This is a genomic window from Streptomyces sp. NPDC048106, assembly GCF_040706415.1.
In the GTDB taxonomy this organism is placed as follows: domain Bacteria; phylum Actinomycetota; class Actinomycetes; order Streptomycetales; family Streptomycetaceae; genus Streptomyces.
The window spans coordinates 51,740-77,086 of record NZ_JBEZND010000007.1 but is presented as its reverse complement, the minus strand read 5'-3'; the positions used below and the strand labels follow the sequence as shown (position 1 = coordinate 77,086).

20 protein-coding genes are annotated in these 25,347 nt (G+C 72.9%); 6 read left to right on the top strand and 14 right to left on the bottom strand.

Going from position 1 to position 25,347, the window contains the following annotated elements; genetic code table 11:
- Positions 1 to 37: 37 nt before the first annotated feature.
- Positions 38 to 2,578: a discoidin domain-containing protein gene (locus AB0927_RS09530; RefSeq protein ID WP_366666964.1), complete on the bottom strand. Its 2,541-nt coding sequence runs from the start codon at positions 2,576 to 2,578 to the stop codon at positions 38 to 40.
- Between the two features lie 149 nt (positions 2,579 to 2,727).
- Complete coding sequence (locus AB0927_RS09525) at positions 2,728 to 3,531, bottom strand: inositol monophosphatase (protein ID WP_366666963.1); 804 nt, start codon at positions 3,529 to 3,531, stop codon at positions 2,728 to 2,730.
- Positions 3,532 to 3,751: 220 nt separating this feature from the next.
- Here AB0927_RS09525 and AB0927_RS09520 point away from each other — a divergent pair, with 220 nt between their 5' ends.
- A complete protein-coding gene (locus AB0927_RS09520) occupies positions 3,752 to 4,762 on the top strand; it encodes a Ppx/GppA family phosphatase (RefSeq protein WP_366666962.1) in 1,011 nt (336 codons plus the stop codon).
- A 46-nt stretch (positions 4,763 to 4,808) separates the two neighbouring features.
- On the opposite strand, the gene AB0927_RS09515 is transcribed toward AB0927_RS09520, so the two are convergent.
- Positions 4,809 to 7,451, bottom strand: a complete 2,643-nt coding sequence (locus AB0927_RS09515) for a glycosyl hydrolase (RefSeq protein WP_366666961.1) — start codon at positions 7,449 to 7,451, stop codon at positions 4,809 to 4,811.
- 243 nt (positions 7,452 to 7,694) lie between these two features.
- On the opposite strand from AB0927_RS09515, the gene AB0927_RS09510 reads away from it, so the two are divergent.
- The 3 genes from AB0927_RS09510 to AB0927_RS09500 all read left to right on the top strand — a co-directional run bounded on the left by AB0927_RS09510 (position 7,695) and on the right by AB0927_RS09500 (position 10,140).
- On the top strand, positions 7,695 to 8,111 hold the full coding sequence (locus AB0927_RS09510; RefSeq protein WP_366666960.1) for a PaaI family thioesterase: 417 nt from the start codon (positions 7,695 to 7,697) through the stop codon (positions 8,109 to 8,111).
- A 180-nt stretch (positions 8,112 to 8,291) separates the two neighbouring features.
- Positions 8,292 to 9,518, top strand: a complete 1,227-nt coding sequence (locus AB0927_RS09505) for a carbohydrate-binding protein (protein ID WP_366666959.1) — start codon at positions 8,292 to 8,294, stop codon at positions 9,516 to 9,518.
- A gap of 130 nt (positions 9,519 to 9,648) precedes the next feature.
- Complete coding sequence (locus tag AB0927_RS09500; protein WP_366666958.1) at positions 9,649 to 10,140, top strand: hypothetical protein; 492 nt, start codon at positions 9,649 to 9,651, stop codon at positions 10,138 to 10,140.
- Positions 10,141 to 10,234: 94 nt separating this feature from the next.
- On the opposite strand, the gene AB0927_RS09495 is transcribed toward AB0927_RS09500, so the two are convergent.
- The 6 genes from AB0927_RS09495 to AB0927_RS09470 form a co-directional block, all read right to left on the bottom strand.
- The gene (locus AB0927_RS09495) at positions 10,235 to 13,609 is read right to left on the bottom strand and encodes a pyruvate carboxylase (protein WP_366666957.1); all 3,375 of its coding nucleotides are present in this window, start codon (positions 13,607 to 13,609) and stop codon (positions 10,235 to 10,237) included.
- A 153-nt stretch (positions 13,610 to 13,762) separates the two neighbouring features.
- On the bottom strand, positions 13,763 to 14,671 hold the full coding sequence (locus AB0927_RS09490) for a hypothetical protein (RefSeq protein ID WP_366667104.1): 909 nt from the start codon (positions 14,669 to 14,671) through the stop codon (positions 13,763 to 13,765).
- Between the two features lie 273 nt (positions 14,672 to 14,944).
- Positions 14,945 to 15,805 (bottom strand): RNA polymerase sigma factor SigJ, encoded by an 861-nt coding sequence (gene sigJ, locus AB0927_RS09485; protein WP_366666956.1) that lies wholly within the window; start codon positions 15,803 to 15,805, stop codon positions 14,945 to 14,947.
- Positions 15,802 to 16,377, bottom strand: a complete 576-nt coding sequence (locus AB0927_RS09480) for a carboxymuconolactone decarboxylase family protein (RefSeq protein WP_366666955.1) — start codon at positions 16,375 to 16,377, stop codon at positions 15,802 to 15,804. Before AB0927_RS09480 ends, sigJ begins: the two co-directional genes overlap by 4 nt.
- Before the next feature lie 91 nt (positions 16,378 to 16,468).
- Entirely contained in the window at positions 16,469 to 17,575 is a 1,107-nt protein-coding gene (locus AB0927_RS09475; protein WP_366667103.1) for an MFS transporter, read from the bottom strand.
- 338 nt (positions 17,576 to 17,913) lie between these two features.
- Complete coding sequence (locus AB0927_RS09470; RefSeq protein WP_366666954.1) at positions 17,914 to 18,243, bottom strand: hypothetical protein; 330 nt, start codon at positions 18,241 to 18,243, stop codon at positions 17,914 to 17,916.
- Between the two features lie 320 nt (positions 18,244 to 18,563).
- Between AB0927_RS09470 and AB0927_RS09465 the strand changes: the two genes are divergently transcribed.
- A complete protein-coding gene (locus AB0927_RS09465) occupies positions 18,564 to 19,865 on the top strand; it encodes an MFS transporter (protein WP_366666953.1) in 1,302 nt (433 codons plus the stop codon).
- A 155-nt stretch (positions 19,866 to 20,020) separates the two neighbouring features.
- Here AB0927_RS09465 and AB0927_RS09460 read toward each other — a convergent pair whose 3' ends face one another.
- From AB0927_RS09460 to AB0927_RS09450, 3 genes are read right to left on the bottom strand one after another with little or no spacing between them, the layout of a single operon-like run.
- On the bottom strand, positions 20,021 to 20,752 hold the full coding sequence (locus tag AB0927_RS09460) for a metallophosphoesterase (protein WP_366666952.1): 732 nt from the start codon (positions 20,750 to 20,752) through the stop codon (positions 20,021 to 20,023).
- Complete coding sequence (locus AB0927_RS09455) at positions 20,749 to 21,018, bottom strand: BON domain-containing protein (protein ID WP_366666951.1); 270 nt, start codon at positions 21,016 to 21,018, stop codon at positions 20,749 to 20,751. Before AB0927_RS09455 ends, AB0927_RS09460 begins: the two co-directional genes overlap by 4 nt.
- Positions 21,015 to 21,827, bottom strand: coding sequence for a hypothetical protein (locus tag AB0927_RS09450; RefSeq protein ID WP_366666950.1), 813 nt, complete (start codon positions 21,825 to 21,827; stop codon positions 21,015 to 21,017). Before AB0927_RS09450 ends, AB0927_RS09455 begins: the two co-directional genes overlap by 4 nt.
- A 176-nt stretch (positions 21,828 to 22,003) precedes the next feature.
- Between AB0927_RS09450 and AB0927_RS09445 the strand changes: the two genes are divergently transcribed.
- The gene (locus AB0927_RS09445) at positions 22,004 to 23,194 is read left to right on the top strand and encodes a PP2C family protein-serine/threonine phosphatase (RefSeq protein WP_366666949.1); all 1,191 of its coding nucleotides are present in this window, start codon (positions 22,004 to 22,006) and stop codon (positions 23,192 to 23,194) included.
- A gap of 43 nt (positions 23,195 to 23,237) precedes the next feature.
- Here the strand turns inward: AB0927_RS09445 and AB0927_RS09440 are convergent, their stop codons facing one another.
- Entirely contained in the window at positions 23,238 to 23,723 is a 486-nt protein-coding gene (locus AB0927_RS09440) for a hypothetical protein (RefSeq protein ID WP_366666948.1), read from the bottom strand.
- 198 nt (positions 23,724 to 23,921) lie between these two features.
- Positions 23,922 to 24,797 carry a helix-turn-helix transcriptional regulator gene (locus AB0927_RS09435; protein ID WP_366666947.1) on the bottom strand — a complete coding sequence of 292 codons (876 nt, stop codon included), beginning with the start codon at positions 24,795 to 24,797 and terminating at the stop codon, positions 23,922 to 23,924.
- Positions 24,798 to 25,347: the final 550 nt, after the last annotated feature.

Below are 25,347 nucleotides of genomic sequence, written 5' to 3'. Positions count from 1 at the left end.
CGCTCCGGCCGGGGAGGCCGGAGCGCCGTCGGTGGGGTCACGGGAAGGACGTCACCTTGGAGGGAACGGTGCTGGTCCCCGAGGTGGCCGCCCCGGTGTTGTTGACGACGTGGGCGTACTGGCCCATGCCGCCGAGGGAGATCACCAGCAGGTCGTGCAGCTTGATGCCGGAGCCCGTGGGCACCTGGAAGCCGTGGGCCTGCACGATCGAGGGGTCGGCGGTGAAGTTGCAGTAGCTGCCCAGGCCCCAGGCCTCGTGCGTGGTGACCGAGTCGTCGACCTTGTAGGCCGCGTAGCCGACGATGCCGTCGTGGGTGACGGCGGCGGCGTTCGGGACGTCGTAGGCCTTCTCGTTCTGGAAGAAGATGGTCCGGCCGCGCTCTCCGCTCCAGTAGACGTCGTACTTGTTGAAGTGTTCGACGAACAGTCCGGTGGCGAGGACGTCGTCGCCGTTGACGCGCAGGCCGTAGTCCGCGCGGTTGGTGGTCCAGCCGACGCCGCTGCCGTGGTCGGCGCGCCAGATCCAGGTGTGGTCGATGACCGTGTCGTCGCTGTTGACCACCAGCGAGTTGGTGGCGAGGCCGGGTCCGGCGCCGCCGATGCGGAAGAACACGTCCTGCACGGTGGTGGGGTTCGCGGAGTGGTCGGCGGCGGATCCGGGGTCGCCGATGCGCAGGAGGGTGTCGGAGTTGACGGATCCGGCGTCGATCAGCAGGCCGGCCAGCCTGACGCCGTCGACGTCGGCGACGTGCATGGCGTCGATGCCGTTGTCCGGGACCAGGGTGGCGAGCCCGAGACCGAGGACGACGGTGTTGGCGCGGGTGACGTCGATGGTCCGGTCGAGGTGGTAGACGCCCGGGGTGAACAGGAGGTTGAGGCCCTGGGCGAGGGCCGCGTTGATGGTGGCCGCGGTCGCACCCGGCTTGACGACGTAGAACTGGTCGAGCGGGAGGGAGGTGCCCGGCGTGTTGGGCCAGGAGACACCGCGGGCGTTCGTGCGCTTGGACGGGACGAACACCTTGTAGGTGGAGCCGTCCAGGTACAGGAACGGCTTCTCGCGGGAGACGGGCGTGTTGTCCAGCGTGGTGTACGGGCCGCTGTCGAAGTTGGTGGCGGGCGCGCCCTGCACGCCGGAGAAGGTCATGTTCCACACGCCGTTGGTCCAGCCGCCGACCGAGCTGTCGCGGGTGTACCACTGCTGCTGGGAGTACGGGCCGACGGTGCCGTCGATCTTCGAGTCGGCGATGTAGCCGCCGGAGGCCCAACCGTAGCCGTTCGGGGCGAGGTTGAGGCCGCCCTCGACGTGGATGCGGCGGAAGGGCGCGGCCTGGGCGACGGCCCAGCGGTCGTCGCCGTTGGACGGCTTGATGGCGAGGTTCTCGGCCGAACGCCAGAAGTTCTGGGTGGCGTTGCCGTTGAACCAGCCCGCGTCCACGGTGACGTCACCGTTGATCTGGGTGTCGTCGGGGTTGAGGCCGAGCCCGGAGATCGAGGTGTAGAAGCCGATCTGGGCGTTGATGTTGTTGTAGGTGCCGGGCTTGAGCAGGAACTGGTAGCGGCCGGTGCCGAACTGGGCGGATTCCTGCTGGGCGAAGACGCTGTCGAACTTCTGCTGGAGGTTCGGCGTGGAGGGGTCGACGACGATGACGTTCGGCCCGAGGTCGCCGCCGCCCTGCACGGGCGGGGTGCCGGTGGTGCCGGTGTGCACCGCGACCTCCCACAGGGAGTAGCCGTAGACGGTGCCGCGAGCGGTGCCGTAGACGCGCACGTACCGGCCGGAGCCGCTGACGTCGTACGACGCGGTGCCGCCGGTGGCGCCGGTGACGCTCTTGAGCGTGCTCCAGTTCTGTCCGTCGGTGGAGGACTGGATCTGGAAGGCATTGCCGTAGGCGGTCTCCCAGTTCAGGTCCACCTTGCACAGGTCCTGCACGGAGCCGAGGTCTACCTGGATCCACTGCGGGTCGGCGGCCTGGCTGGACCAGCGGGTGGCGGTGTCGCCGTCGAAGGCGGCGGAGGCGGGGGTGCCGGCGTTCTCGGTGGAGGAGGCGGTGGCGGGCCTGCCCTGGGCGGCGTTGGCCGTGCCGCAGGCCGGCTGCGCGGTGCCCGTGCTGCCGTACACCTGGAACTCCCAGAGGGAGTAGCCCCATTGGGTGGCGCGGTGCACGCCGAGCATGCGGACGTAGCGGCCCTGACCGGACACGTCGAGGGTGTCGGTCCCGCCGTCCGACCCGGTGACGGACTTCAGATCGGTCCAGTTGGTGGCGTCCTGGGAGATCTGGACCTTGTAGTCCGTCGCGTACGCGGCCTCCCAGTCGAGGACGACGCGGGTGACGGAGGCGGTGGCGCCCAGGTCTACCTGGAGCCACTGGCTGTCGGTGGCGGCGGAGGACCAGCGGGTCCCGGTGTCGCCGTCGACGGCGTCCGCCGCGGTGGTGCCGTTGTTCTCCTCGGACGAGGCGGTGGCCGTCTTCCCCTGGGACAACGGGGTTTCGGCCGCCGCGGCCCGGCCGTGGCCGAGGGGCAGGGTGATCAGCGCGGCCAGGGCGGCCAGCGCGACACCCGCGGATCTGAATCTCATGGTGCGGCTCCCTGAAGACTGTGGGATCAACGCGCTTGCTCACTACTTAGTTCATGTTTTGATTTAAGTGGTGAGCCGTGCGGTGCACAAGCCTTCGGGAGTCGAACGTTTCGGCGGGGGTTCTTATCGACGTACCGTCAAGCCCCTTTTCACGCCTGCCGCTTGATCATGGCGAGGAGCGCGGCGTGGGTCCCGGGGTCGGCCGCGGCGATCAGTCCGCTGCTGCCCGTGTACACCGGCTCGCCGTCCAGGCCGGTCACCGTGCAGCCCGCGGCCTGGCACAGGGCGATACCGGCGGTGAAGTGCACGCTGTCGCGCATGTCGCCGTCGGTGACGTACGCGGCGCGGCGCCCGGCGGCGACCCACGCGAGGGCGAGGGTGCTGGAGATCACCCGGGGCCGGAACCACTCGGCGAAGTCGGGGTCGGCCAGCAGCAGGGCCGCCCGGAACCCGGAGGCGTTGACGAAAGGCGGGTCGAGATTGACGTCCACCAGCGCGCAGGCGGCGGACGGGACCAGTTCCTCGTCGCCGTGCTCGGCGCTCAGCCGGGCCCGGGTGCCGTCGGTCCAGAAGACCTCGCCGCTGAACGGGTCGGCCGTGGCCGCCGCGGTGGTCTCGCCGTCCACCCGCAGCGCGACGTTGACCCCGACGAGCATGGACCGCACCGCGTAGTTGAGGGTGCCGCACAGGGGGTCGACCAGCCAGCGGCGCCGGGCCTCGGCGGAGCCGGTGCTGCCGCCCTCCTCGCCGGTGACGGCGTCGTCCGGGCGGGCGGCGCCCAGCACGTCCAGGATGGCCCGCTCGGCGGCGAGGTCCGCCTCGGTCGCGAAGTCGCCCGCGGTCTTCTCGTAGCGGGCGAGCCGGCCGCCGTACAGATCGCGCACGACGGCGGCACCCGCCTTCGCCGCGGTCACGGCCAGCCGGGCGTCGGATTCCCCGTTGATGATCGTCATGCGAGCAGCCTACGTGCAACTCGCCCGCAGCACGAAGGAGTTCACCCTCGGTTACGACGTGACCTCGGCGGGGGTGTCCGCGGTGAGGGGCGGACGCGCGGCCGGTGCGCGCCGGCCGGTGCCGGGCGTGCTCCGGGCGGCACCCGCCGGGGCGTTAAGTGCGTACGGCCGCCCCTCGTGCGCAGGCGTTCCGGCGGGTGGAGTGGGTACGCACCCGGCCATGCGTGTGAGTGTGGTGGACGCGGGGTCGAACACGGTCCGACTGGTGATCGCGGATGTGGAGGGGGGTGTTCCGCTGCCGGTGCACACCGTCAAGTGGAAGCTGCGACTGTCCGAACAGGTCGGTGCGGACGGCACCATCGCCGAGGAGGCGGTGGAGCGGCTGGTCAAGGCGGTGGCCGAGGCGGGCGACACGGCGCTGCGGTGGAACGCCGCGGGCCCGCTGGCGTTCGCCACCGCGGTGGTGCGGAGTGCTCCGAACCGCGCGGAGGTGCTGGAACGGGTGACGTCCGGGACCGGGATCCGGATGTGCACCCTGCCGGGTGAGACCGAGGCCGAGCTGACGTTCCTGGCGGCCCGCCGCTGGCTCGGCTGGCGCGCGGGCCCGCTCGCGCTGCTCGACATCGGCGGCGGCTCGCTGGAGGTGGCCTTCGGGCGGGGGCGGCTGCCCGACTTCGCGGCCTCGCTGCCGCTGGGCGCGAACCGGCTGACCCGTGAGTACCTGGACGTCCAGGACCCGCCCGGCGCGGGTGAGTTGAAGGAACTGCGCCGCCGGATCCGGCACGAACTGCGGGACGTGGCGGCGCGGATACGGTGGGAGTCGCCGCGCACCGCGGCCGTCAGCTCGCGCACGTTCCAGCAGTTGGCCCGGCTGTGCGGGGCCGCGCCCGGACGGTTCGGCCCGTTCGAGCCGCGCGCGCTGCTGCGCCGGGACCTCCGGGAGGCGGTGCGCACCCTGTCCGCCCTGCCCGCCGACGAGCGCGCCCAGTTACCCGGCATCTCCGCGCCGCGCGCCGCCCAGAGCCTGGCCGGTGCCGTCGTCGGGCACACGGCCCTGAAGCTGATGGGGCTGCGCCGGGCCGTGGTCTGCCCCTGGGCGATCCGCGAGGGCATCCTGCTGCGCTACGTCGAGGACGGCGCCGACTGGTGGACACGGGCCACGGGGGCCTGTCTCACGCCGGCGCCGTCCTCGGGAGTGGCACTGCGGAGCGTCGTAGGGCCCTCCGCATAGCCCGAGGGGAGGGGGGACCGTACGGCCGCCCCTCCCCCGGTCCCGGTCAGCGCAGCTTGCCGACCTGGATGGTGTAGATGCCCCGGCCGTGCGTGGCGGCGTAGAGCGTGCCGCCGTCGGGGCTGGTCTTCAGCTGGAGCACGGCGACGGCCGGCAGGTCGCCGACGCGCTTCCAGGTGGTGCCACCCGGCGCCCGGTAGACGACGCCGAGGTCGGTGCCGACGGCGAGGCCGCCGTTCGCGGTCACCAGCGCGGCGTTGGTGGGCACGTCGGGCAGGTTGCCGGAGACGTCCTTCCAGGTGGTGCCGCCGTCGGTGGACTCGAACACGTGGCCGATGCCGGCGCCGGGGCCCTCGGTCCACTGCCGGGAGAAGCCGTTGACCGTCAGGTAGACGTGGTCGGCGTCGGCCGGGTCGACGGCGAAGCCGCTGAGGTAGCGGTTGGGCACCGTGCCGTCCACGGGCAGGTTGATGTCGTGCCAGCCGGTGCCGTCCGCGTTGCCGACGGAGATGCCGCGGGCGAAGCCCTGGTCGTTGCAGGGGCCGCACCAGGCGGCGTAGACCTTGCCCCCGGAGGCGGCGACGGCGGTGGCGGTACGGCCCTCACCGAGGTCGTAGGCGCTGGTCCACTCGGAGCCGCTGCGGATCGCGTAGCCGTGGTGCTGCACCCAGACGTGACGGCCGCCGGCGACCCAGGTGTCGCTGTCCTTCAGGTCCGCCGCGAGCGGGGCGATGAAGCGGGCCTCGCCGGTGGCGTTGTCGGGCGGGGCGACGGAGTACGACGTGATCTTGCTCGGGTCGTCGACCCAGCCGCCGTCGTTCACCGCGCAGTTCTGGGTGACCTGGATGGCGAGGTACACGTACTCCTGGGCGATGTTGCAGCCGTTGGCCGGGTCGGTGAGGGTGTCGCCGCCGTCACCGCCGAAGTTGGAGCCCATCACCTTGTCGTTGCTGCGCAGTATGGACTGGCCGTTGTCCTGAAGACCGCCGGTGACGGAGACGCCCCCGTTGTCGAGGTCCTTGCCGATGCCCACGGAGTAGTACTCCAGGGTGTCGATGGTGCCGTCGTTCAGCGAGGTCCAGTCGGTGGCGTGGCCGTCGGCGTCCTGGGAGCCGTTCACCGGGCGCTTGTAGACGCCGCCGTCGTTGCCCACGTAGACGTACGGCTTGCCGTGGTAGGTGCCGATGGCGACGCCGTGCTGGTCGGAGTGGGTGGTCGGGTTGCAGTCACCGGTCTGCTTGGCGGGGTCGATGTTCCAGCAGGAGAAGGTGAAGTTCCAGTACGGGCCGACGGTGGACCAGGTGCTGCCGCCGTCCTTGGTCTCGTAGACCTCCTCCAGACCGGCGTACAGGTGCTCCGGGTTCGCCGGGTCGACGGCGAGGAACTGGTTGTACCAGGCCTGCACGCCGGGCATGTAACCGTCGGAGTCCAGCGCCGAGTTGTCGGCGGCCAGACCCTGGTAGTCGGCGATCTTCGTCCAGGGGCCGGACGGCGAACCGGACTTGGAGACGTAGATGCCCTCCAGGCCGCTGTCCGGGTTGGTGTTGAGCTGCTCCGGCGACTGGTCGATGGCGTAGTAGCGGGAGCCGTCGGCGGACCGGGCGAAGGTCACGTTGCCGACGTTGTCCGGGTCGGCCGGGAGGTCACCGAGACCGCTGGTGATCCGCGTCCAGGTGCCGCCGGTCCTGGTGTAGAAGCCGTTGTAGTCGTCGCCGCTGCGCCAGCCGACGGCGAGGACCACCTTCGAGGGGTCCTCGGGGTCGATGGCGATGTCGTTGGCGATGTTCTTGTACGCCGCGTCCGCGTCGTGGGCCTTGGGACCGTTCGGCAGGTAGTCCGGGTTGGGCGCGAACTCCAGCTTCCAGGGAGCGCTCAGGTCCTTCGTGGAGTGGCTCCACACGCCCTCGCTGGTGGCCGCCCACACCTTGCCGCCGCCGAAGCGCAGCTCGTGGATGGTGGTGCTCTCCAGCTCGTCGCCGCCGACCCGGGTGCGCTGGGAGAAGGTGCCGTGGTGCGGGTGGGCGAGGACGTAGACGCCGCTGCCGAGGTAGGCGTCGGAGTTGGTGGTGGCCTCGCCGGTGCCCAGCCACAGCCGGCCGGCCCCGTCGACCGCGAGGGAGCCGGTGGACTGGGAGGGCAGCTTGTCGCTGATGGGCTGCCACTTCCCGCCGCCGGTGGCCGAGCGCCACACGCCGCCGCCCGCGCTGCCCGCGTAGACGTAGCCGTCGTCGTCGGCGGCGACGGCGGCCATCCGGCCGGTGACATTGCCCGAACCGCCGCTGGAGTTGGAGTCGTAGTCGCGGTAGCGCGGGTCGTCCGAGTCGTAGGGCAGGTCGGTGATGTTGTGCCAACTGCCGCCGGTGCTCTTGAGCTTGCCGAGGTCGCCCCAGGCGGCGCCGTAGGCGCCAGGCGCGACGATGCCGGGCGAGGTGCGGGCCTCGGCGTACTGGTCCGCGCCCTCGGCGATCTCGTCCGCCTCGTTGCCGCCGTCGTCGTCCTCCCCGGCCAGGTTCGGCGTCCTGGCGCCCACCGACTGCGTCCGCTCCTTGGCGAGTTGGTCGAGGGCGCGGGCGCCGAAGGGGCTCGCCGAGCGACCGGCGGCGGACGACGAGGGGATCGCGACCAGCGCGGCGGACGCGGTGATCGCGCAGACGGTGAACCACCGTCTTCTACGGGTGGGTTCGGACACCAGACCTCCATGAACAGGCATTCGACTCTGCCGACGCAGGAGACCCGATCACATCAACAGGCAGCCCTCCACCACTTGGTGAACATTTGACGCGAACCTCGCTCACCCGCGTCCGTAGCGCTCCTCCCCGCGCCACCCCGGGCCCGCCCCCGCAATGGCGTCGAACTTCCCTTTTCGGCGCGGGAGAAGACGCCGGCTGGCAGACTGCCTGATCAACCTGGCCCTCATGAAAGGCGGTACGCCATGACGTCCCTCTCCGAGCCCGCCGAGCTGCTGGCCACCATGCCGTTCGCGGCCGGCCTCGGCATCGAGCTGCGGGAGGCCACCGCCGAGCGCACCGTGGGCTCGCTCGCCTGGACGCCCGGCGCGTGCACGGCCGGTGGCGCGCTGCACGGCGGGGCGTTGATGGCGCTGGCGGACAGCGTGGGCGCGGTGTGCGCCTACCTCAACCTGCCCGAGGGCGCCGCCGGCACCTCCACGGTCGAGTCGAAGACCAACTTCCTGCGGGCGGTCACCTCGGGCCACGTCCACGCCACGGCCCGACCGCTGCACCTCGGCGGCACGCTCATCGTGGTGCAGACGGACCTGCGCGACGACCGGGACCGGCTGGTCGGGCAGACGACGCAGACGCAGATCGTGTTGCGGAAGCAGGCCGGCTGAGACACCCGACGGGCCGCGACTTCGGTATGGGGCCGGTCGGCAAACGGTAAAGGGATCGTATGGTCTAGTCCAAAGAGCGCGTTGGTCTAGTCCAACTTATTGACGTGGACGCAACAGCTCCCGGAGGGTGGGGACTCCTCTCCCCCACCCGGGCTCATCCCCACCCTCTGGAGGCACGCAGTGAGACGTCTTCACGCCTGTCTGAGCGCGGCGGCCGCCGTCACGCTCGCCGCCGCGGGCACCACCGCGCTGCTCGCGGCCGACGCCTCGGGCGCCACGCCCCAGGACGCGCTGAGCAACCGCTGGTACGCGGCCGCTCCCTATCTGATGCCGCTGGACAACGACCCGCCGAACCCGGCCGCCATCATGGACGCCACCGGTCTCAAGGCGTTCCAGCTGGCCTTCGTGCTCGCCCCCAACGGCGGCGGCTGCTCGCCCACCTGGGGCGGGACGGCGCCCGTCTCCTCGGACACGGCCGTCAAGTCGATGATCGACACCATCCGCGGCAAGGGCGGCGACGTGTCCGTCTCCATCGGCGGCTACGGCGGCACCAAGCTCGGCCAGGCCTGCGCGGACGCGGCGTCCACGGCGGCGGCGTACCAGCAGGTGATCACCAAGTACAACCTGCGCGCCATCGACTTCGACCTGGAGGAGCCGGAGTACGAGAACACCGCGGCCATCAAGAACGAGATCGGCGCCGCGAAGATCCTCCAGCAGAACAACCCGGGCCTGTACGTCTCCGTGACGACGGCCGGCACGGCGGACGGCACCGGCTGGTTCGGCAAGCAGATGCTGCTGGAGGCGAAGTCGCAGGGGTTCACCCCGAACAACTTCTCCATCATGCCGTTCGACGGCGGCTTCAACGGGGCGGCGAGCCAGACCGCGGCGCTGACGAACTTCAACTCGATCTTGCAATCCACCTTCGGCTGGGACGCGGCCACCGCCTACGCCCACGAGGGCTTCTCGGGCATGAACGGCCGCAGCGACACCGGCGAGATCTTCAGCCAGAGCGACTTCCAGACCGTGCTGGACTACGCGACCAGCCACCACATGGACCGGTTCACCTTCTGGTCGCTCAACCGCGACCGCCAGTGCAGCCCGGCCGACAACGGGGGCCTCACGTCCGGGACTTGTTCGAGCGTCCCGCAGAGCGACTGGGACTTCGCGAAGTACTCGGTGAAGTTCGCGGGCGTCACCCCGCCGACCGGCACGCCGACGCCCACCCCGACGCCCACTCCCACTCCCACGCCGACCTCGTGCAAGCCAGCGTGGAACGCGACCACCGCGTACACGGGCGGGTCCGAGGTGTCGTACGGCGCGCACAACTGGAAGGCGAAGTGGTGGACTCAGAACGAGGTGCCCGGCGCCTCGACCTGGGGTCCCTGGCAGGACGAGGGCGCCTGCTGAGTCCCCATCCGCCGGGCGGCCGGTCCGGGCGGGTGACACGCGGTGCGACCTGCGCGACTGGTGGAATACGCCGCGTGGCCGTAGCGTCGATGGCACCTGCTCGGACACGGCACGAACGGTGGGAGCGGCCATGCGCGGAACAGTGGCGGGAACGGCGGTGACCCTGACGGCGGCGGCGCTGCTGACGGCGGGGATGACGACGGCTTCGGCCAGCCCGCCGACCGCGACCGCGTCGCCGACCGCGACAGCGCCGGCCGCGCGCGGGGACAGGGTGCTGGTGGACTGCTTCTCCCACCGCAACGTCCGCCCGACGGACTTCATCCTGGCCTGCGGTGACGGCAACAGCCGCCTCAAGGGGCTCCGGTGGACCTCCTGGGGTGCCGACGGCGCCACCGGCACCGGCACCAACTGGGTGAACGACTGCAAGCCGTACTGCGCGGCCGGCGCCTTCCACCCCTACCCGGTGGTCATCCGGCTCAGCGGCGACACGCAGTGGAAGAAGCACCCGTCCTTCGAGCGCTACACGCGGCTGAGCCTGACCTACACCGGCGCGCGGCCGGAGGGCTTCCAGCAGGTCATGTCGTATCCGCTCTGGGACGGACCCCTGTCGCCCCAGGCCTGACGCGCGGCTCGTCCGAGGCCGGACGGCCCCGGACAGACGTCCCCGACGCGGGAGCGGCCGGATCCGGGAGGGATCTGGCCGCTCCCGCGTCGACTCAGCCGAGCTCGACCAGCAGGTCGCCGCCCTCCACCTGCTGGATCCGGTTGATGGCCACCCGGGACACCCGGCCTGCCTTCGGGGCGGTGATGGCGGCCTCCATCTTCATCGCCTCGATGGTGGCGATGGTGACACCGGCCGCCACCTCGTCGCCCTCGGCCACGGCGAGGGTCACCACACCGGCGAACGGCGCCGCCACATGGCCCGGGTTCGAGCGGTCGGCCTTCTCCGTCACCGGCACGTCCGAGGCCGCGGCCCGGTCACGTACCTGGATGGGCCGCAGCTGGCCGTTGAGCGTGGACATCACCGTGCGCATGCCGCGCTCGTCGGCCTCGCCGATCGCCTGCAACTCGATCAGCAGCCGTACTCCGGGCTCCAGGTCGACGGCGTACTCCTTGCCCGGCCGCAGACCGTAGAAGAACGCCTTGCTGTCCAGGACGCTCGTGTCGCCGTACGACTGCCGGTGGGTGTCGAACTCCCTCGTGGGCGCGGGGAACAGCAGCCGGTTGAGGGTCGCCCGGCGCTCCTTGGCCAGCCCCTCGCGGTCCTCGGCCGACAGCTCGGGCACCGGCTTGGCCGCGGCGCGGCCCTGGAGCGCCTTGGTGCGGAACGGCTCCGGCCAGCCGCCGGGCGGGGTGCCCAGCTCGCCGCGCAGGAAGCCGATCACCGAGTCGGGGATGTCGAACCGGTCGGGGGTCTGTTCGAAGTCCTTTGGGGAGACCCCGGCGCCCACCAGGTGCAGGGCGAGGTCGCCGACCACCTTGGAGGACGGGGTGACCTTGACCAGGCGGCCGAGGATGCGGTCGGCGGCGGCGTACATCGCCTCGATGTCCTCGAAGCGGTCGCCGAGGCCGAGGGCGACGGCCTGGGTGCGCAGGTTGGACAGCTGGCCGCCGGGGATCTCGTGGTGGTAGACGCGGCCCGTCGGGGCGGCGAGACCCGCCTCGAACGGCGCGTAGATCCGGCGCACGCCCTCCCAGTACGGCTCCAGGTCGCCGACCGCCTGGAGGTCGAGGCCGGTGGGCCGCTCGGAGTGGTCGGTGGCGGCCACGATCGCGGACAGCGACGGCTGCGAGGTCGTCCCGGCCATGGAGGCGACCGCGCCGTCCACCGCGTCCGCGCCCGCCTGGATCGCGGCGAGGTAGGTGGCGAGCTGACCGCCCGCGGTGTCGTGGGTGTGCAGGTGCACGGGCAGGTCGAACTCGCGGCGCAGCGCCGAGACCAGCGTGGCGGCGGCCGGGGCGCGCAGCAGCCCGGCCATGTCCTTGATCGCCAGGACATGGGCGCCCGCGTCGACGATCTGCTCGGCGAGCCGCAGGTAGTAGTCGAGGGTGTAGAGCCGCTCGGCGGGGTCGCTCAGGTCGCCGGTGTAGCAGAGGGCGACCTCGGCGATCGCCGTGCCGGTCTCGCGTACGGCCTCGATGGCGGGGCGCATCTGGCCGACGTCGTTGAGGGCGTCGAAGATGCGGAAGATGTCGATGCCGGTGGCGGCGGCCTCCTGCACGAAGGCGTCGGTGACCTCCGTCGGGTACGGCGTGTAGCCGACGGTGTTGCGGCCGCGCAGCAGCATCTGGAGGCAGATGTTGGGCACGGCCTCGCGCAGGGCGGCCAGCCGCTCCCAGGGGTCCTCGGCGAGGAAGCGCAGGGCGACGTCGTAGGTGGCGCCGCCCCAGCACTCCAGGGACAGCAGCTGCGGCAGGGTGCGGGCGACGACCGGGGCGACAGCGAGGAGGTCCTTGGTGCGCACCCGGGTGGCGAGCAGCGACTGGTGGGCGTCGCGGAAGGTGGTGTCGGTGACGCCGATCGTGGGCGACTCTCGCAGCCGGCGGGCGAAGCCCTCGGGGCCCAGGTCGACCAGGAGCTGGCGCGAGCCGGCGGGCGGCTCACCGGCGGGCACCGCGGGCAGCTTGGTCAACGGGTCGAACAGGTCGGGGCGTTCGCCGTGCGGCTTGTTCACCGTGACGTCGGCGAGGAAGGTGAGCAGCTTGGTGCCGCGGTCCGCGGAGGAGCGGGCGGTGAGCAGGTGCGGGCGCTCCTCGATGAACGAGGTGGTGATCCGCCCGGCCTGGAAGTCCGGGTCGTCCAGCACGGCTTGCAGGAAGGGGATGTTGGTGGCCACGCCGCGGATGCGGAACTCGGCGACGGCACGCCGGGCGCGTCCGATGGCGGCCTTGAGGTCCCGTCCCCGGCAGGTGAGTTTGACCAGCATCGAGTCGAAGTGGGCGCTGATCTCCGTACCGGCGTGGGTGGTTCCGCCGTCGAGCCGGATGCCGGAGCCGCCCGGTGAGCGGTAGGCGCTGATCCGGCCGGTGTCCGGCCGGAAGCCGTTGGCGGGGTCCTCGGTGGTGATACGGCACTGGAGCGCGGCCCCGTGCAGGGTGATGGTGTCCTGGGCGAGGCCGAGGTCGGCGAGGGTCTCGCCGGCCGCGATCCGTAGCTGCGCCTGGACCAGGTCGACGTCCGTGACCTCCTCGGTGACGGTGTGCTCGACCTGGATGCGCGGGTTCATCTCGATGAAGACGTGGTTGCCGTCCCTGTCGAGCAGGAACTCCACGGTGCCCGCGTTGCGGTAGCCGATCTCGCGGGCGAAGCGGACGGCGTCGGCGCAGATCCGCTCGCGCAGCGCGGGGTCGAGGTTCGGGGCGGGTGCCAGCTCGATGACCTTCTGGTGGCGGCGCTGCAGCGAGCAGTCGCGCTCGAAGAGGTGGATGACGTTGCCTTCGCCGTCGGCGAGGATCTGCACCTCGATGTGGCGCGGGTCGACGACGGCCTTCTCCAGGAAGACGGTCGGGTCGCCGAACGCGGACGTGGCCTCGCGGGAGGCGGCCTCGATGGACTCGCGCAGCTGGGCGCGGTCCTCGACCCGGCGCATGCCGCGCCCGCCGCCGCCCGCGACCGCCTTGACGAACACCGGGAAGCCGATCTCCTCGGCGGCGCGCACCAGTTCGTCCACGTCGGTGGAGGGCTGGGAGGAGCCGAGCACGGGTACGCCGGCCGCGCGGGCGGCGGCGACCGCGCGCGCCTTGTTGCCGGTCAGCTCCAGCGTGGCCGTGCCGGGGCCGACGAAGGTGATGCCCGCCTCCTCGCAGGCGCGGGCCAGCTCCGGGTTCTCGGACAGGAAGCCGTAGCCGGGGTAGACGGCGTCCGCGCCGGCCCGGCGGGCGGCGGCCACGATCTCCTCCACGGAGAGGTAGGCGCGCACCGGGTGCCCCGGCTCCCCGATCTCGTAGGCCTCGTCGGCCTTGAGCCGGTGCAGCGAGTTGCGGTCCTCGTGCGGGAACACGGCGACGGTGCGCGCGCCGAGTTCGTAGCCCGCCCGGAACGCGCGGATCGCGATCTCTCCGCGGTTGGCGACCAGCACCTTACGGAACATCCTGGAATCCCTTCAGCTGCCTGGCGGCGACGAACGTCATGGTGTGAGACACGCCCTGCCCTGCCATTTCCCGCGCAACCCTAGGGGCTGCCCGTGCGGGGCCGTATGCGAAAACCATCACACCGAGGGTGTGCGCGGCGCCACAGGGCACGGTCAGCGTTCGAGGGAGGTCATCGCGGTGGTGCCGGTCCGACCGCCGGCCGGGCGAGGGGACGCGGGGCCGGGGACGGAGGCGGCCGCGGGGAGGGCCGTAGGGGCCGTAGGGGCCGTAGGGGCCGTAGGGGCCGTAGGGGCCGTAGGGGCCGTAGGGGATGGTCGAGGGGTGCGGGTGGTGGGGAGGAGGGAGCGACCGAGGGTCCGCAGCCGCTCCCGGCGGCCGTGCAGGAGGCCGAGGACGACGGCCGAGCCCACCGCGATCAGGTGCTCGCGGCCGGCGAGGTTGGGGACGGCGATCGACTCCCACACCATCGAGCCGCCGGTCAGGGTGAACACCACCGGCGCGCGCCGGACGACCGAGAGGTAGGTGAACAGGCCGACGACCGCCGCCGAGGGCCCGGTGTCGAGGACGTGCCCGCAGTCCGCCGGCAGGCCGAGGCCGTGCCAGCCGGGCCCGATCGCGATCATCAGCCGGGCGACGAGGGTGCCGGCCAGCGTGGTGGCGTAGGCGATCGCGAGGGTGCGGGAGCGGCCGAGGGTGAGTTCGGCGAGGGCGAAGGCCAGGAAGAGCTGGGTGATGCCGGCCCAGACCGGGAGGTCGAGCGCCGGGACGTACAGCGACACCGGGGTGCGCAGCAGCGACAGCCACAGCGGCAGGTCGGCCTTGACGCCGCCGAGCCGCGTGACCCACACCGCTCCGGTGGGGTGCTGGGCGACGTCGTGGAAGAAGATGACCCCGAACGCGGCGAGGAAGGCCAGCAGCAGCCCGGACAGCCCGCGCCGGGCGAGCTGCCGTACCGGGTCGACGACGATGGCGTGCCACTCGCCGCGCAGGGTGCGCCCGGTGAACCGGGCGAGGCGGGCCGCCGTCGGGCGGAGCCGGTCGAGATGCCCTTCGGCGGTCATGAGACGGGACAGCCCGTCGCCTTCGCCCTCGACTTCGACGCACCTGCCATGCACATCTCCCCCTTCGCCCCGTGTCCGGTGATCGGCCGTACGAGGCTGTTCCCGTTGTCCGCCCGTTTCAGGCATCACCAGGTGAATGCCGGCGGATTTCCCCCGGGCCGCGTGGTCGCACGGCCCGGGGACAGTTCAGCGATCCGGACGACGAGCGTCAAGATCTTCAACGGGTGGGAAGCCCCACAGGGGGACGGAAGGGAGAACCAGGACCCGGCGGGCCTACCGGGCGAGAGCGACCGGCTCGTCCAGCCGGGTCAGCTTGTGCGGGTTCGCCGACGCGTAGATGCGGCTGACCCGGCCGTCCGCCACCACCAGGCTCACGGTGACCGGTCGGCCGTCCGTGTCGATCCTGGCCGCGGGGGCGCCGTTGAGCCATACGATCGTCGTGCGGGACGCCGAGCGGTCCACGCGGGACAGGAGCGCCGCCACGGGTCCGGCCCCGTGGAGCGGGACCCGCGCGGCGGCCGCCAGCCCGCCGCCGTCGGCGACCATCACCACGTCCGGGGCCATGACATCCATGAGGTCCCGGATCTCCCCGGTGCGCAGCGCGGCCAGGAACCGTTCCAGCACGGCCTGTTGCTCCGCGCGGCTCACCCGTACCCGCGGCTGCCGGGCCGCCACGTGGGCGCGGGCGCGGCGCGCGATCTGGCGTACCGTGGCCGCGGACCTGCCGACGGCCTCGGCGATCTCGGCGTACGGCACGTCGAAGACCTCCCGGAGCACGAACACCGCCCGCTCCACGGGAGCGAGCGTCTCCAGCACGGTCAGCATCGCGATGGAGACGCTCTCGGCGAGTTCGACGTCCTCCGCGACATCGGGGCTGGTCAGCAGGGGTTCCGGCAGCCACTCTCCGACGTAGTCCTCGCGGCTGCGGTTGAGTGTCCGCAGGCGGTTGAGCGCCTGCCGGGTGACGGTCCGCACGAGGTAGGAGCGCGGGTCGCGCACCTGTGCGTGGTCGACGCCGGCCCAGCGCAGCCAGGACTCCTGGAGCACGTCCTCGGCGTCGGCGGCCGAGCCGAGCATCTCGTAGGCGACCGTGAACAGCAGGCTGCGGTGGGCGACGAAGGGGTCCTCGGTCATCGGGCGGCGCCCCCGGGCCGCTCCGGACGCGTCGCCAGCGGGATCTCGCAGGCGTCGGAGAAGCCCTGGGAGGTGACGCCGTTGGCCACGTTGGCCCTCGTCGCCAGGTTGACGAAGGCGACGTACGCGGTGAGTTCGACCATCGCCGGGGCCCCGAGTCGTTCCAAGAGGCTCGCGTACTGCGCGTCGGTGACGGTCGGCGGCGTGTTCGTCATGGCCTCGGCGTACTCCATCACGTCCCGCTCCAGCGGGGTGAACACGTCCGACTCCCGCCAGACGGGCACCTGGCTCGCCTTGGCCAGGTCCAGGTTCTGGTTCCGCGCCTGGAAGTAGCCGACGTCGAGGCACCAGCCGCAGCCGACCTGCGCCGCGACGGCCATGTGCGCGTACGACTTCAGGGCCGCGTCGGCGGCCCCCCAGGCGCCCACCTTGCCGCCGAACTCCAGGTTGTCCTGGGCGACTTGAGGGCTGTGCCAGGTCACCTCGACGTTCTCGGGCACGGCGCCGAGCTGCTTGATCATGTTCTCCTCGATGTGGGCGGGGAGTGCGGCCCTGGGGAGGCGGAGCGCCATGGTGTTCTCCTCGTATGCGGTAGATCCGGGTGCGGTACGCCGTACGTCCGTAGGCGATGTCCGCGGGTACGGAATGAAGACACCGGTGGGCCTACGGATGTGACAGCCGTCCGCCGAGCAGCACCGCGCACGCCCCGGCGGTCAGCAGCCCGCCGGCGAGGAAGGTGCCGCGCACGTCCGCGAGCGGCAGGAGCAGGCTGCCGAGGGCGGCGCCCGCCGCGATACCGGCGTTGTAGGCACCGGAGTTGGCCGCGAGGGCGATGTCCGTACGGCCGGGCGCGCACGTCAGCATCTCGTTCTGGGCGGCCATGAACACCGGCCCGAGCGCGCCGCCCGTCAGGGCGAGGAACACCACCGCCGCCACCGGTCGCGTACCGGCCGCGTACAGACCGAGCATGCCGACCGCCTGGACGGCCACGGCGGTGGTCAGCGCGGCGCGCGCGAAGCGGTCCAGCAGCGCCCCGGTGACGCTCACGCCGGCCAGGCACGCGGTGCCGAACGTCACGAGCAGGACGTCGACGGCGCCCGGCGAGAACCCGCTCACCTCGCCGAGGAACCTGACGATGTACGTGTATCCCGTGAACGCCCCGGTGGCGGACAGGGCGCCGGCCGCGAGCACGGTCCCGAAGCGGCGGGTGTCGGGGGCGGTCCCGTAGGCGGCGGGCTCGGCCTCGGGGGGCGAGCTGGGAAGCAGCGCCGCGATCGTGACCAGCGAGACGAGACCCAGGGCGGCCAGCGCGCCTATGGGCATCCGCCAGTCGGTGTGGCCGCCGAGCCAGGTGCCGGCGGGCACGCCGAGCACGAGGGCGAGCGAACCGGCGACGGACAGCGCCCCGACCACCCGCCCGCGGGCCTCGGGCGCGAACAGGCCCACCGCGACCGGCCCCATCACGGCCCAGAACAGCGCCTGCGCGAGCGCGGTGAGCAGCCTCGCCGCGAGCAGCGGCCCGTAGGAACGTGCCGACGCGGCGAGCAGGCTGGACACCACGAGCGCGGCCAGCAGCCCCGTGAGCACATGGCGCCGGGGCACCGACCGCGCGCCGTGGGCGAGCGGCAGGGACGCGACGGCGACCGTCACGCCGTAACCGGTGACCAGGAGACCGACCTCGGAGGGTGACACCTTCAGGCTCCGCGAGATCAGGTCCAGGAGGCCGACCGGCAGGTTCTCCGTCGTGTTGAAGGTGAAGGCGGCCAGCATCAGGGCGCCGAGCACGGCCGGCCCGCGCCAGGAGGCCGATCGCCCGGTGCCGACCCGTTCCGCCCGCTCGATGCCGCCCGCCGTGGAGTCCATGACCCCAGCTCACCGAGCGCGCCGTCCCCGCCGCAACCCATTTGCGGCCCCGGCAGACCAGCCCCGCCGTGTGCGGGGAGGCTTCCGGACCTCGGGACACGGCGGGGCAGGCGGTACGTCAGCAGACTGCTCCCGGAATCCCGGATTCAGTAGCGGTCGATTGGCATATTCACGGCCTTCTTCCGACCAAAGCCGAGCAATGGGTGTCACGTGCCACCAGGCGCGAGGCACCTCGGGGGCCGCGGTCAGCCCAGGCCGTCGCTCGTGCCGCGCTCCCGCCGCCGGCGTCCCGTCACCCGCGCCAGGTCCAGTGCCGCGGCCAGGGCGAGGACTCCGCACACCACCGCGAGGGCGGTCAGCGGGCCGCGGCCGGGGCTGTCGCCGGGGCCCTGGTGCGCGGACCAGAGGGCGAAGCCCACGGTGGCGGCGGTGAAGAGGGGGAGGAAGAGGACGGACAGGATCAGGCGCAGGCCGAGGGCGCTGCGGGCGGTGGCCGGTTCGGTGCCGGCGGGGGTGCGGGCGGGCGGTGCGCGGCGCGTCGGCGGGGACGTCCGTCCACGCTGGTCATCAGCCATGACAGCCTCCTCGCACCCGTCTCGGCCGCCTCGGGTGCCACGGTCCGCGTAGCCCGGGGCGGCGCCCGTAAACCGGCGCCCGGCGGAGTCTGTGAGCAACCCCACGCGGTGCCCCAACCGCCGGGCGCCCAAGGCACTTTGACCGCCGTACGACCCTGCCGGCGCGGGTGTCCGCCGACGGCCCTCCCCCGCCGTCTGTCACGATGGGCTGCGCCCTGACCGGGTGGTCCGGCCGTGCAGCGCAGCCGGCTCGCGGGTCACCGTCGGTCACTCCTCCCGACCCTTGGTTGTCGAGTACCTCCGTGTCCTTTTCTCCTGACATGGCCGCACCGGCCTCACGTGCGCCGTGGCGGTCGCTGCGGCATCACGGCATGCGCTGGTGGTCGGTCGCGAACCTGGTCTCCAACACCGGCACCTGGATGCAGCTCACGGTGCAGAACCTGCTGGTGCTGCACATCACCGGCTCGGCGGCGGCGACCGGTCTGTCGATGTCCGTGCAGGCGGCGCCCGCGCTCTTCGTGAGTCTGCTGGGCGGCGCGGCCGTGGACCGCTGGCCCCGCAAGCTGACGGTCGCCGTCAGCCAGGCGCTGCTCGGCGCGGTGGCGTTCACCATGGCGCTGCTCGTGGCCCTGGACCGGATCGACATGCCGGCGCTGCTGGTGCTGGCCGCCGTCACGGGTGTGATCGCCACCGTGGACGGCCCGGCCTGTGCGCTGCTCGGCAATGATCTCGTCCCCGTGGAGGACGTGCCCTCCGCGATCGGTGTCGGCGCCCTGGTGCACAGCGCGGGGCGGCTCGTGGGCACCGCGCTGGCCGGTGTGACGGTGGCCTTCCTCGGCACCGGTGCCGCCTACGCGGCCAACGGGCTCTCCTTCCTGTTCGTGGCGTCGGTGGTGCCGTTCCTGCGGCCCGTGCGCGGGGCCGCCGAGCGGCCCGTGGCCGAGGTAGGCCCCCGGCCCGAGCGTGTGGAGACGAGCGCCCGGGAGGGGCTCGCCTACTTCGTGCGGCGGCCCCGGCTGATGGCACTGGCCGGGATCACCGCGGTCAGCTCCGTCTTCGGCCGCAACTACGGCCTCACGCTCGCCGTCCTGGTCACGGGACCGCTCGCGGGAGGCGCCGGGTCCTTCGGCACCGTGTCCACGGTGCTGGCCGTCGGCGGCATCCTCGGCGCGGTCCTCGGCGCCCGGCTGCGCAGCCCGTCGGTGCGCACGGTGGGGCTGCTCGCGGCGGCGGGCGGCCTGCTCCAGGTGGTGGCCGGGCTGTCGCCTTCGCTCGCGGTGCTGCTGGTGCTGGTGCTGCCGATGGCCGTGGTGGAGTCCGTCTCCGACACCGCGGGCACGGCGGTGCTCCAGACCGATCCGCCCGCGCATCTGCGGGGCCGGGTGCTCGGCGTGTGGAGCACCATCGGCACCGTGTGGGGTCTCGGCGGGCCGCCCCTGCTGGGTCTGCTCATGCAGACGGCCGGAGCGCGCGGCGCCCTGGTCGCAGGGGGCCTGCTCATCGCCGCCTCGGTGGGCGCGGGCCTGCTGCTCCGGAGCCGTGGCGGGCTGCTGCCGGTGGCCGCGGTGCCGACGCCGGACGGGGACGTGCCGGAACGGGCGGCCCTGGGCACGGCGGCCTGACAGAGGTCGCACAGGAGCGGGCGGCGGCCGGTACGGCGGCGGCCCTGGGCACGGCAGCCTGACGGGGGTCGCACCGGAACGGGCGGCGGCCGGTACGGCGGCGGCCCCGAGCCGTACGGGAACGCGCGCCGCGGCGCGGTGGTCCGGCGCCGGGTTCACCCCGGGTGGTCGGGCAGGTGGTACACGTGGAAGGCCTGGCCGATCACCGGCTGGGCCACGTTGCGGACGCGGACACCGCCGGTGGTCATGCCGTGTTCGCTGCCCGCGTGGGCGTGGCCGTGGACGGCGAGGTCGGCGCCCGCCGTGTCGATGGCCTCCGCGAGGAGGTAGCTGCCGAGGAACGGGTAGATCTCCGGCGGCTCTCCGGCGAGGGTGTCGGGCACGGGCGAGAAGTGGGTCAGGGCGATCCGCACGTCGGGGTCCCACTGCTCCAGGTCCTTCAGCGCGGCGTGGAGCCCGTCGGCGCAGCGCCGGGTGTAGCGGACGAACTCCTTCATCAGGGGCTCGCCGAACTCACCGGCGCAGCGCCCGACGAAGCCGCCGCCGAAGCCCTTGGTCCCGGCGACCCCGATGCGCGCGTCCCCCGCGGTGACGACGACGGCCTGGCCCTCCAGGACGTGCGCGCCCGCGTCCCGGAGGATCGCCGTGACCTCCTCGGGGTGGTCGTCATGGTGGTCGTGGTTGCCCAGGACGGCGACCACGGGTACCCCGAGGTCCTTGATCTCCCGGGCGACGACCGCGGCCTCCTCAGGGGTACCGTGCCGGGTCAGGTCGCCGGCGAGCAGCAGGACGTCGGCGCACTCGGACAGCGTGTCGAAGGAGGGGCGCAGCGTGCCCTGGCTGTCGGGGCCCATGTGGATGTCCCCGACGGCCGCGACGCGGATCATGTCAGGTCCTCTCCGTGGTCGGGCGAGGAGGTGCCGGCGACGAGGAGGTCGCTGTGGACCGGGTGGTGCGCCAGTTCCTCGCGGGCCGTGGCCAGGATCTCGTCCCGGCACTGGGCGGACGGGACGGTGCCGGTGAGCAGGACGGTGTCGCCGCGCAGTTCCAGGCGTACGCCGAGTTCGCCGAGACTCCCCGTGGCCAGGCGTTCGGCGAGGTGGGCGACGCGGTAGTCCAGCCCGGTGTCCGGCGGTGGTGGGGCGTCGGTCATGGCCGGTCCTCACGGGGTTCGATCACGTTCAGGCGTTCGAGGAGGAAGAGGAAGGCGGCGGCCATGGGCTGCTCGCCCCCGGTGTCGCGGACCACGTCCCAGTCGACCTTCTCGCGCACGGCGCGGGCCACCGGCAGCACGGCCCCGAAGTCGCAGTAATGCTCGGAGAAGGCGCTGATCAGGCTGCGAATGAGGTCGGTCGGGCAGAGCACCGGCATGAGCACGGAGTCGACGGGCAGGACGTGCGCCCGGTCGAGCATGTCCCGGGTGACGGGCTCGTGCGCCAGCGCGAAGATGATGTCGACGTTCTGCCCGTGGCAGGTGGTCTTCAGCAGCCAGTCCTCCGGCGGGGTGCGGACGGCGAGCCCGGCCTCGCGCAGGGTGGCGGCCACGGCGTCGGCGTCGTCCGGGAGCACGCAGAAGTCGGCGTCGTGCTGGAGGTAGCGGCTGCCGCCGTGGGCGTAGACGGCGACGCTGCCGGCCAGCGCGAAGGGGTGGCCGGCGCGTTTGAGGAGCGCGCCGATCTGCTTGGCGGCCTCCAGGATGGCCTGGCTGCGGTCGTGCGGCAGGTCGGGCGCGTCGGATCCGTGCGGCCCCTCGGGGCCGCGGTGTGCGGGCGGGGTCCGGGGCCGCGTCTCCTCTTCCGGCGGGGTCTGTGCCGGTGTCCCCTGCCCTCGCGGGGTCTGCGGCGGTGTACCGGCTCCGTCCGGGGGACGTGGCTGCGGTCCGTCGGTCGCGAGGCGCAGCTCGGTGACCTCCGGGACGTCCTGCCGCCGTGCGGACGCGGTCTCCTCCCGGTTGTGCGTCATGGCCCTCCCTTCGCGGCACCGTGCCCCGGCGGCCTGGGCGGGCCCCGGGGGGCCGTACGGGTACCCGGGGCGGCCGGGGCGACACCGCACTCCCGCGGGGACTCGGAAGGGGCGGCTCCGCGACGCCCCGCCGGGGCGAGTGGCCGCTCGATCCGGCCGGGAGCACGCTGGTAGGCATGAGATTGCGGGTCGGGCCGACGGCGGGTCCCCGGCGGTTCTGGCTGTCGTCGCACGCGTTGCTGCTGCTGCCGGTCACGCTCATCGTGGTGATCACGGTGGTGGACATACGGTCGCCGGAAAGCATCCACCTCGGTCCGGCCCTGGTCATCGCGCCCGCGCTGACCCCGTCCTTCGCCGGCCCCCGGACCACGGCCGCCGTCGGCGCGCTGGCCACGGGCGCGCAGGTCCTCGTCGGCGCGGCCCACGGCGGGATCGGCACCTCGAACCACATCGTGCAGGTCATCACCATCGCGGTGCTCTCGGTCCTGGTGGTCCTCTACAGCGCCCTGCGCGAACGGCGGCAGGCCCAGCTGGCCCAGGTCCGCACGGTCGCCGAGGCCGCGCAGCACGTGCTCATGTGGCCGTTGCCCGAGCGGATCGGCCCACTGCGGATCGCCTCGCTGTACCTGGCCGCGGAGGACGAGGCGCAGATCGGCGGCGACCTGTACGCGGCGACCCGGTGCGACGGCGCCGTACGGGTGCTGATCGGCGACGTCCGCGGCAAGGGCCTGCCCGCCATCGGCGAGGCCGCGCTGCTGCTCAGCGCGTTCCGGGAGGGCGCCCACCGGCATCGGGCGCTGGAGGAGCTGGTCAGCGCGCTGGAGCAGAGCGTCACCCGGTACACGGCCGATCTGGAGCCTGCGGAGGAGGCGGGCGAGCGGTTCGCCACCGCGCTGCTGGTGGAGATCCCGGACCGGGACCAGATCACCCGGATGACCAGCTGCGGGCATCCGCCGCCGCTGCTGCTGAGCCCGGGGCACGGGGTGACGACGCCGAGCCTGCACCCCTCGCCCCCGCTCGGCGTGCGGGGGCTGTCGGCGAGCACGGAGCACACGCTGGACGCCTTCTCCTTCGCGCCCGGTGACACGCTGCTGCTCTACACCGACGGGGTCGCGGAGGCACGGGATGCCCAAGGCCGGTTCTATCCGCTCGCGGAGCGGGTGACGCGGTGGACCGACGTCAGCCCCGAGGCGCTGCTGCACCACATCCGGCGCGATCTGCTCGCCCACGCCGGGGGCCGCCTCGGCGACGACGCCGCGCTGATCGCGCTGCACCGCGCCCCCGTCGACCGGCACCACCACGGCCATGGGCATGGTCACGGGCGGCCGGCCGTACGACCTGACGCGGCGGGCGCGGAGCGGCCGTAGCCCCGCTCCAGCGGGAGCGGGGCCGTACGACCGTGCCGCCGGGTCAGCCGGCCGGCCTGAGGTCGGTGATCTTCAGGGTCCGCAGGTCGGACTCGACGTCGATCCGGGTGACCTCGGCGTGGGGGCCGTCGCTCCAGGTCAGTGTCACCTGGTTGGTGGCGTGGCCGGCGCCCGAACCGGTGTAGGTCACCTGCCACCGCACCGGCAGGTTCTGGGCGAACAGGATGCCGTCGGCGTGCTTCTCGGTCTCGTAGGCGGCGACCTTCTGCTGGGCGGCCGGAGAGAGGTAGAAGGCGCGCAGGGCCTTGGCGCCGGCGTCCGCGGCCTTGTCGTCGCCGGCCCAGGCGGCGTCGATGTAGGCGCCGTAGAAGTCGGCGACGTGCTGGGTGACGTTGCGCGCGTCGCCCTGGGCGGCGTCGCTGGGGCGGACGGCCGAGGGGCGGGCGAGTGCGGGTGTCCCCGCGGCCAGGCCGAGGCCGGCGGCGAGGGCGAGGGCGGTGAGCAGGGTGGTGCGGCTGCGGACGGACATCTGTCTCGTTCCCCCGGTTTCCTGACGGGCGGGCCGGTCCCGGCCGTCGACGGCCGGCAAGACCGTGTTGCATCGATGACCGGCCCCGGCGCGTGCCGATCCGGTCATGTATCCGGTTCTACCGTTCCTCCGGCAGCCGGGCGAGCCGGCCGAGGGCCATGCGGGTGCCCCGCTCCCCGCCAAAGACCGCGGCGGTCCTCACAGCTCCCCGCGGATCGCGCCGAGCAGGGTCTCGGTCCGGGCCGCGGGCGCGGCCTGGGCGGCGAGGCGGTCCAGGGCCTGGCGGTAGGAGTCGACGTGCTCGGGCTTGTCGACGTGGGCGGCCCCGAGCAGACCGTCGACGAAGACGGTGTCGGGCAGTTCACGGGCCCGGAAGCGGAAGAGATGGCAGGCGGCCGCGGGCGTCGCGGGGTGCGGGCCATGGGCGAACGGCATGAGCTGCACGGTCACGTGGGGCAGCCGGCCGATCTCGACCAGGTGGTCGATCTGCGCGCGCATCACCGCGGGGCCGCCGACGGTCCGGCGCAGCACGGTCTCGTCCATCACCACCCGCACCCGCGGGGGCTCGGTCCTGGCCAGGAGTCGCTGCCGTCGCATGTGCACGGCGACCCGGCGTTCGACGGCCTCCGCGGGGGCGTGCGGGTGGGTCGCGCGGAGCAGGGCGCGGGCGTACCGCTCGGTCTGCAACAGGCCGGGCACGCACTGGTTCCCGTAGCCGACGATGTGGTCGGCGGCCTGTTCCAGGCTGAGGTAGGCGGCGCACCAGTCGGGCATGACGTCGCGGTAACCGTGCCACCAGCCGCGCTTGTTGGCCTCGCGCACCGAGCGCAGGAAGGCGTCGATCTCGCGCCGGTCGGTCATGCCGTAGACCTGGAGGAGTTTCTCGGCGTCCGCGAGGCGCAGGCGGGCCACCGTGGCGGCCTCCATGCGGCGGATCGTGGAGTGGCTGACCCCGATGGCGGTGGCCGCCTCGGCGTATCCGAGCCCGGCCCTGATCCGCAGCTCCGCCAGCCGCCGGCCGAGGATCATGCGCAGCGCGCGGGGAGCGCCGCCCCAGTCGGTCTCCGTGGTCATCCCCACCCCCGGGAGCAGGCATCAGGGTCGCCCTCGCACACCGTCGCTCGCATATGTGTGCCCTATGCAGGCAGCATGCACACGGCCGGCTGCCATTTTCAACTCGCAGGTTGCGGCCCGTTGTTGGCAGATGGGAAAGTGGAGCGACTGCTCCGGCCGACCGAGGAGCAGGCGGCGCGGCCGGTCGGGGGACGGGCCGCGGCACGGCCTCGTCCGGGGCGGTGTGCCGTCTGCTGCGCGCGGCCGGCCGACCGACACCCCCACCACGCGAGGCCGGGCGCATTCCACGCGAGGCCGGACGAAAGGCGCACGGCGATGGCTCCGCCCTCCTTCCTCCGACCACTGCACCGCCCGCCCCCGGACGGCGGAACCGACCGGTCGTCCCGCACGGACGCCCGCCGCCCCGGCCTCGACGATCAGCACGGGCGCGGGACGGCATCACCGTCCGGCTAAGGCTCTTCGGCCCACCCGCTCTTCACACCATCGTCGCGGACCCACCCCCCACCAGTCCGAAGGATCCCCATGCACCACACCGCTCACCGCTTCCCCC

Excerpts from the sequence above, each read along its gene's own strand:
- AB0927_RS09530 (WP_366666964.1), bottom strand. The coding sequence starts at position 2,578 with ATGAGATTCAGATCCGCGGGTGTCGCGCTGGCCGCCCTGGCCGCGCTG.
- AB0927_RS09525 (WP_366666963.1), bottom strand. The coding sequence starts at position 3,531 with ATGACGATCATCAACGGGGAATCCGACGCCCGGCTGGCCGTGACCGCG.
- AB0927_RS09520 (WP_366666962.1), top strand. The coding sequence starts at position 3,752 with ATGCGTGTGAGTGTGGTGGACGCGGGGTCGAACACGGTCCGACTGGTG.
- AB0927_RS09510 (WP_366666960.1), top strand. The coding sequence starts at position 7,695 with ATGACGTCCCTCTCCGAGCCCGCCGAGCTGCTGGCCACCATGCCGTTC.
- AB0927_RS09500 (WP_366666958.1), top strand. The coding sequence starts at position 9,649 with ATGCGCGGAACAGTGGCGGGAACGGCGGTGACCCTGACGGCGGCGGCG.
- AB0927_RS09495 (WP_366666957.1), bottom strand. The coding sequence starts at position 13,609 with ATGTTCCGTAAGGTGCTGGTCGCCAACCGCGGAGAGATCGCGATCCGC.
- AB0927_RS09490 (WP_366667104.1), bottom strand. The coding sequence starts at position 14,671 with ATGACCGCCGAAGGGCATCTCGACCGGCTCCGCCCGACGGCGGCCCGC.
- sigJ (WP_366666956.1), bottom strand. The coding sequence starts at position 15,805 with ATGACCGAGGACCCCTTCGTCGCCCACCGCAGCCTGCTGTTCACGGTC.
- AB0927_RS09480 (WP_366666955.1), bottom strand. The coding sequence starts at position 16,377 with ATGGCGCTCCGCCTCCCCAGGGCCGCACTCCCCGCCCACATCGAGGAG.
- AB0927_RS09475 (WP_366667103.1), bottom strand. The coding sequence starts at position 17,575 with ATGCTGGCCGCCTTCACCTTCAACACGACGGAGAACCTGCCGGTCGGC.
- AB0927_RS09470 (WP_366666954.1), bottom strand. The coding sequence starts at position 18,243 with ATGGCTGATGACCAGCGTGGACGGACGTCCCCGCCGACGCGCCGCGCA.
- AB0927_RS09465 (WP_366666953.1), top strand. The coding sequence starts at position 18,564 with ATGGCCGCACCGGCCTCACGTGCGCCGTGGCGGTCGCTGCGGCATCAC.
- AB0927_RS09460 (WP_366666952.1), bottom strand. The coding sequence starts at position 20,752 with ATGATCCGCGTCGCGGCCGTCGGGGACATCCACATGGGCCCCGACAGC.
- AB0927_RS09455 (WP_366666951.1), bottom strand. The coding sequence starts at position 21,018 with ATGACCGACGCCCCACCACCGCCGGACACCGGGCTGGACTACCGCGTC.
- AB0927_RS09450 (WP_366666950.1), bottom strand. The coding sequence starts at position 21,827 with ATGACGCACAACCGGGAGGAGACCGCGTCCGCACGGCGGCAGGACGTC.
- AB0927_RS09445 (WP_366666949.1), top strand. The coding sequence starts at position 22,004 with ATGAGATTGCGGGTCGGGCCGACGGCGGGTCCCCGGCGGTTCTGGCTG.
- AB0927_RS09440 (WP_366666948.1), bottom strand. The coding sequence starts at position 23,723 with ATGTCCGTCCGCAGCCGCACCACCCTGCTCACCGCCCTCGCCCTCGCC.
- AB0927_RS09435 (WP_366666947.1), bottom strand. The coding sequence starts at position 24,797 with ATGACCACGGAGACCGACTGGGGCGGCGCTCCCCGCGCGCTGCGCATG.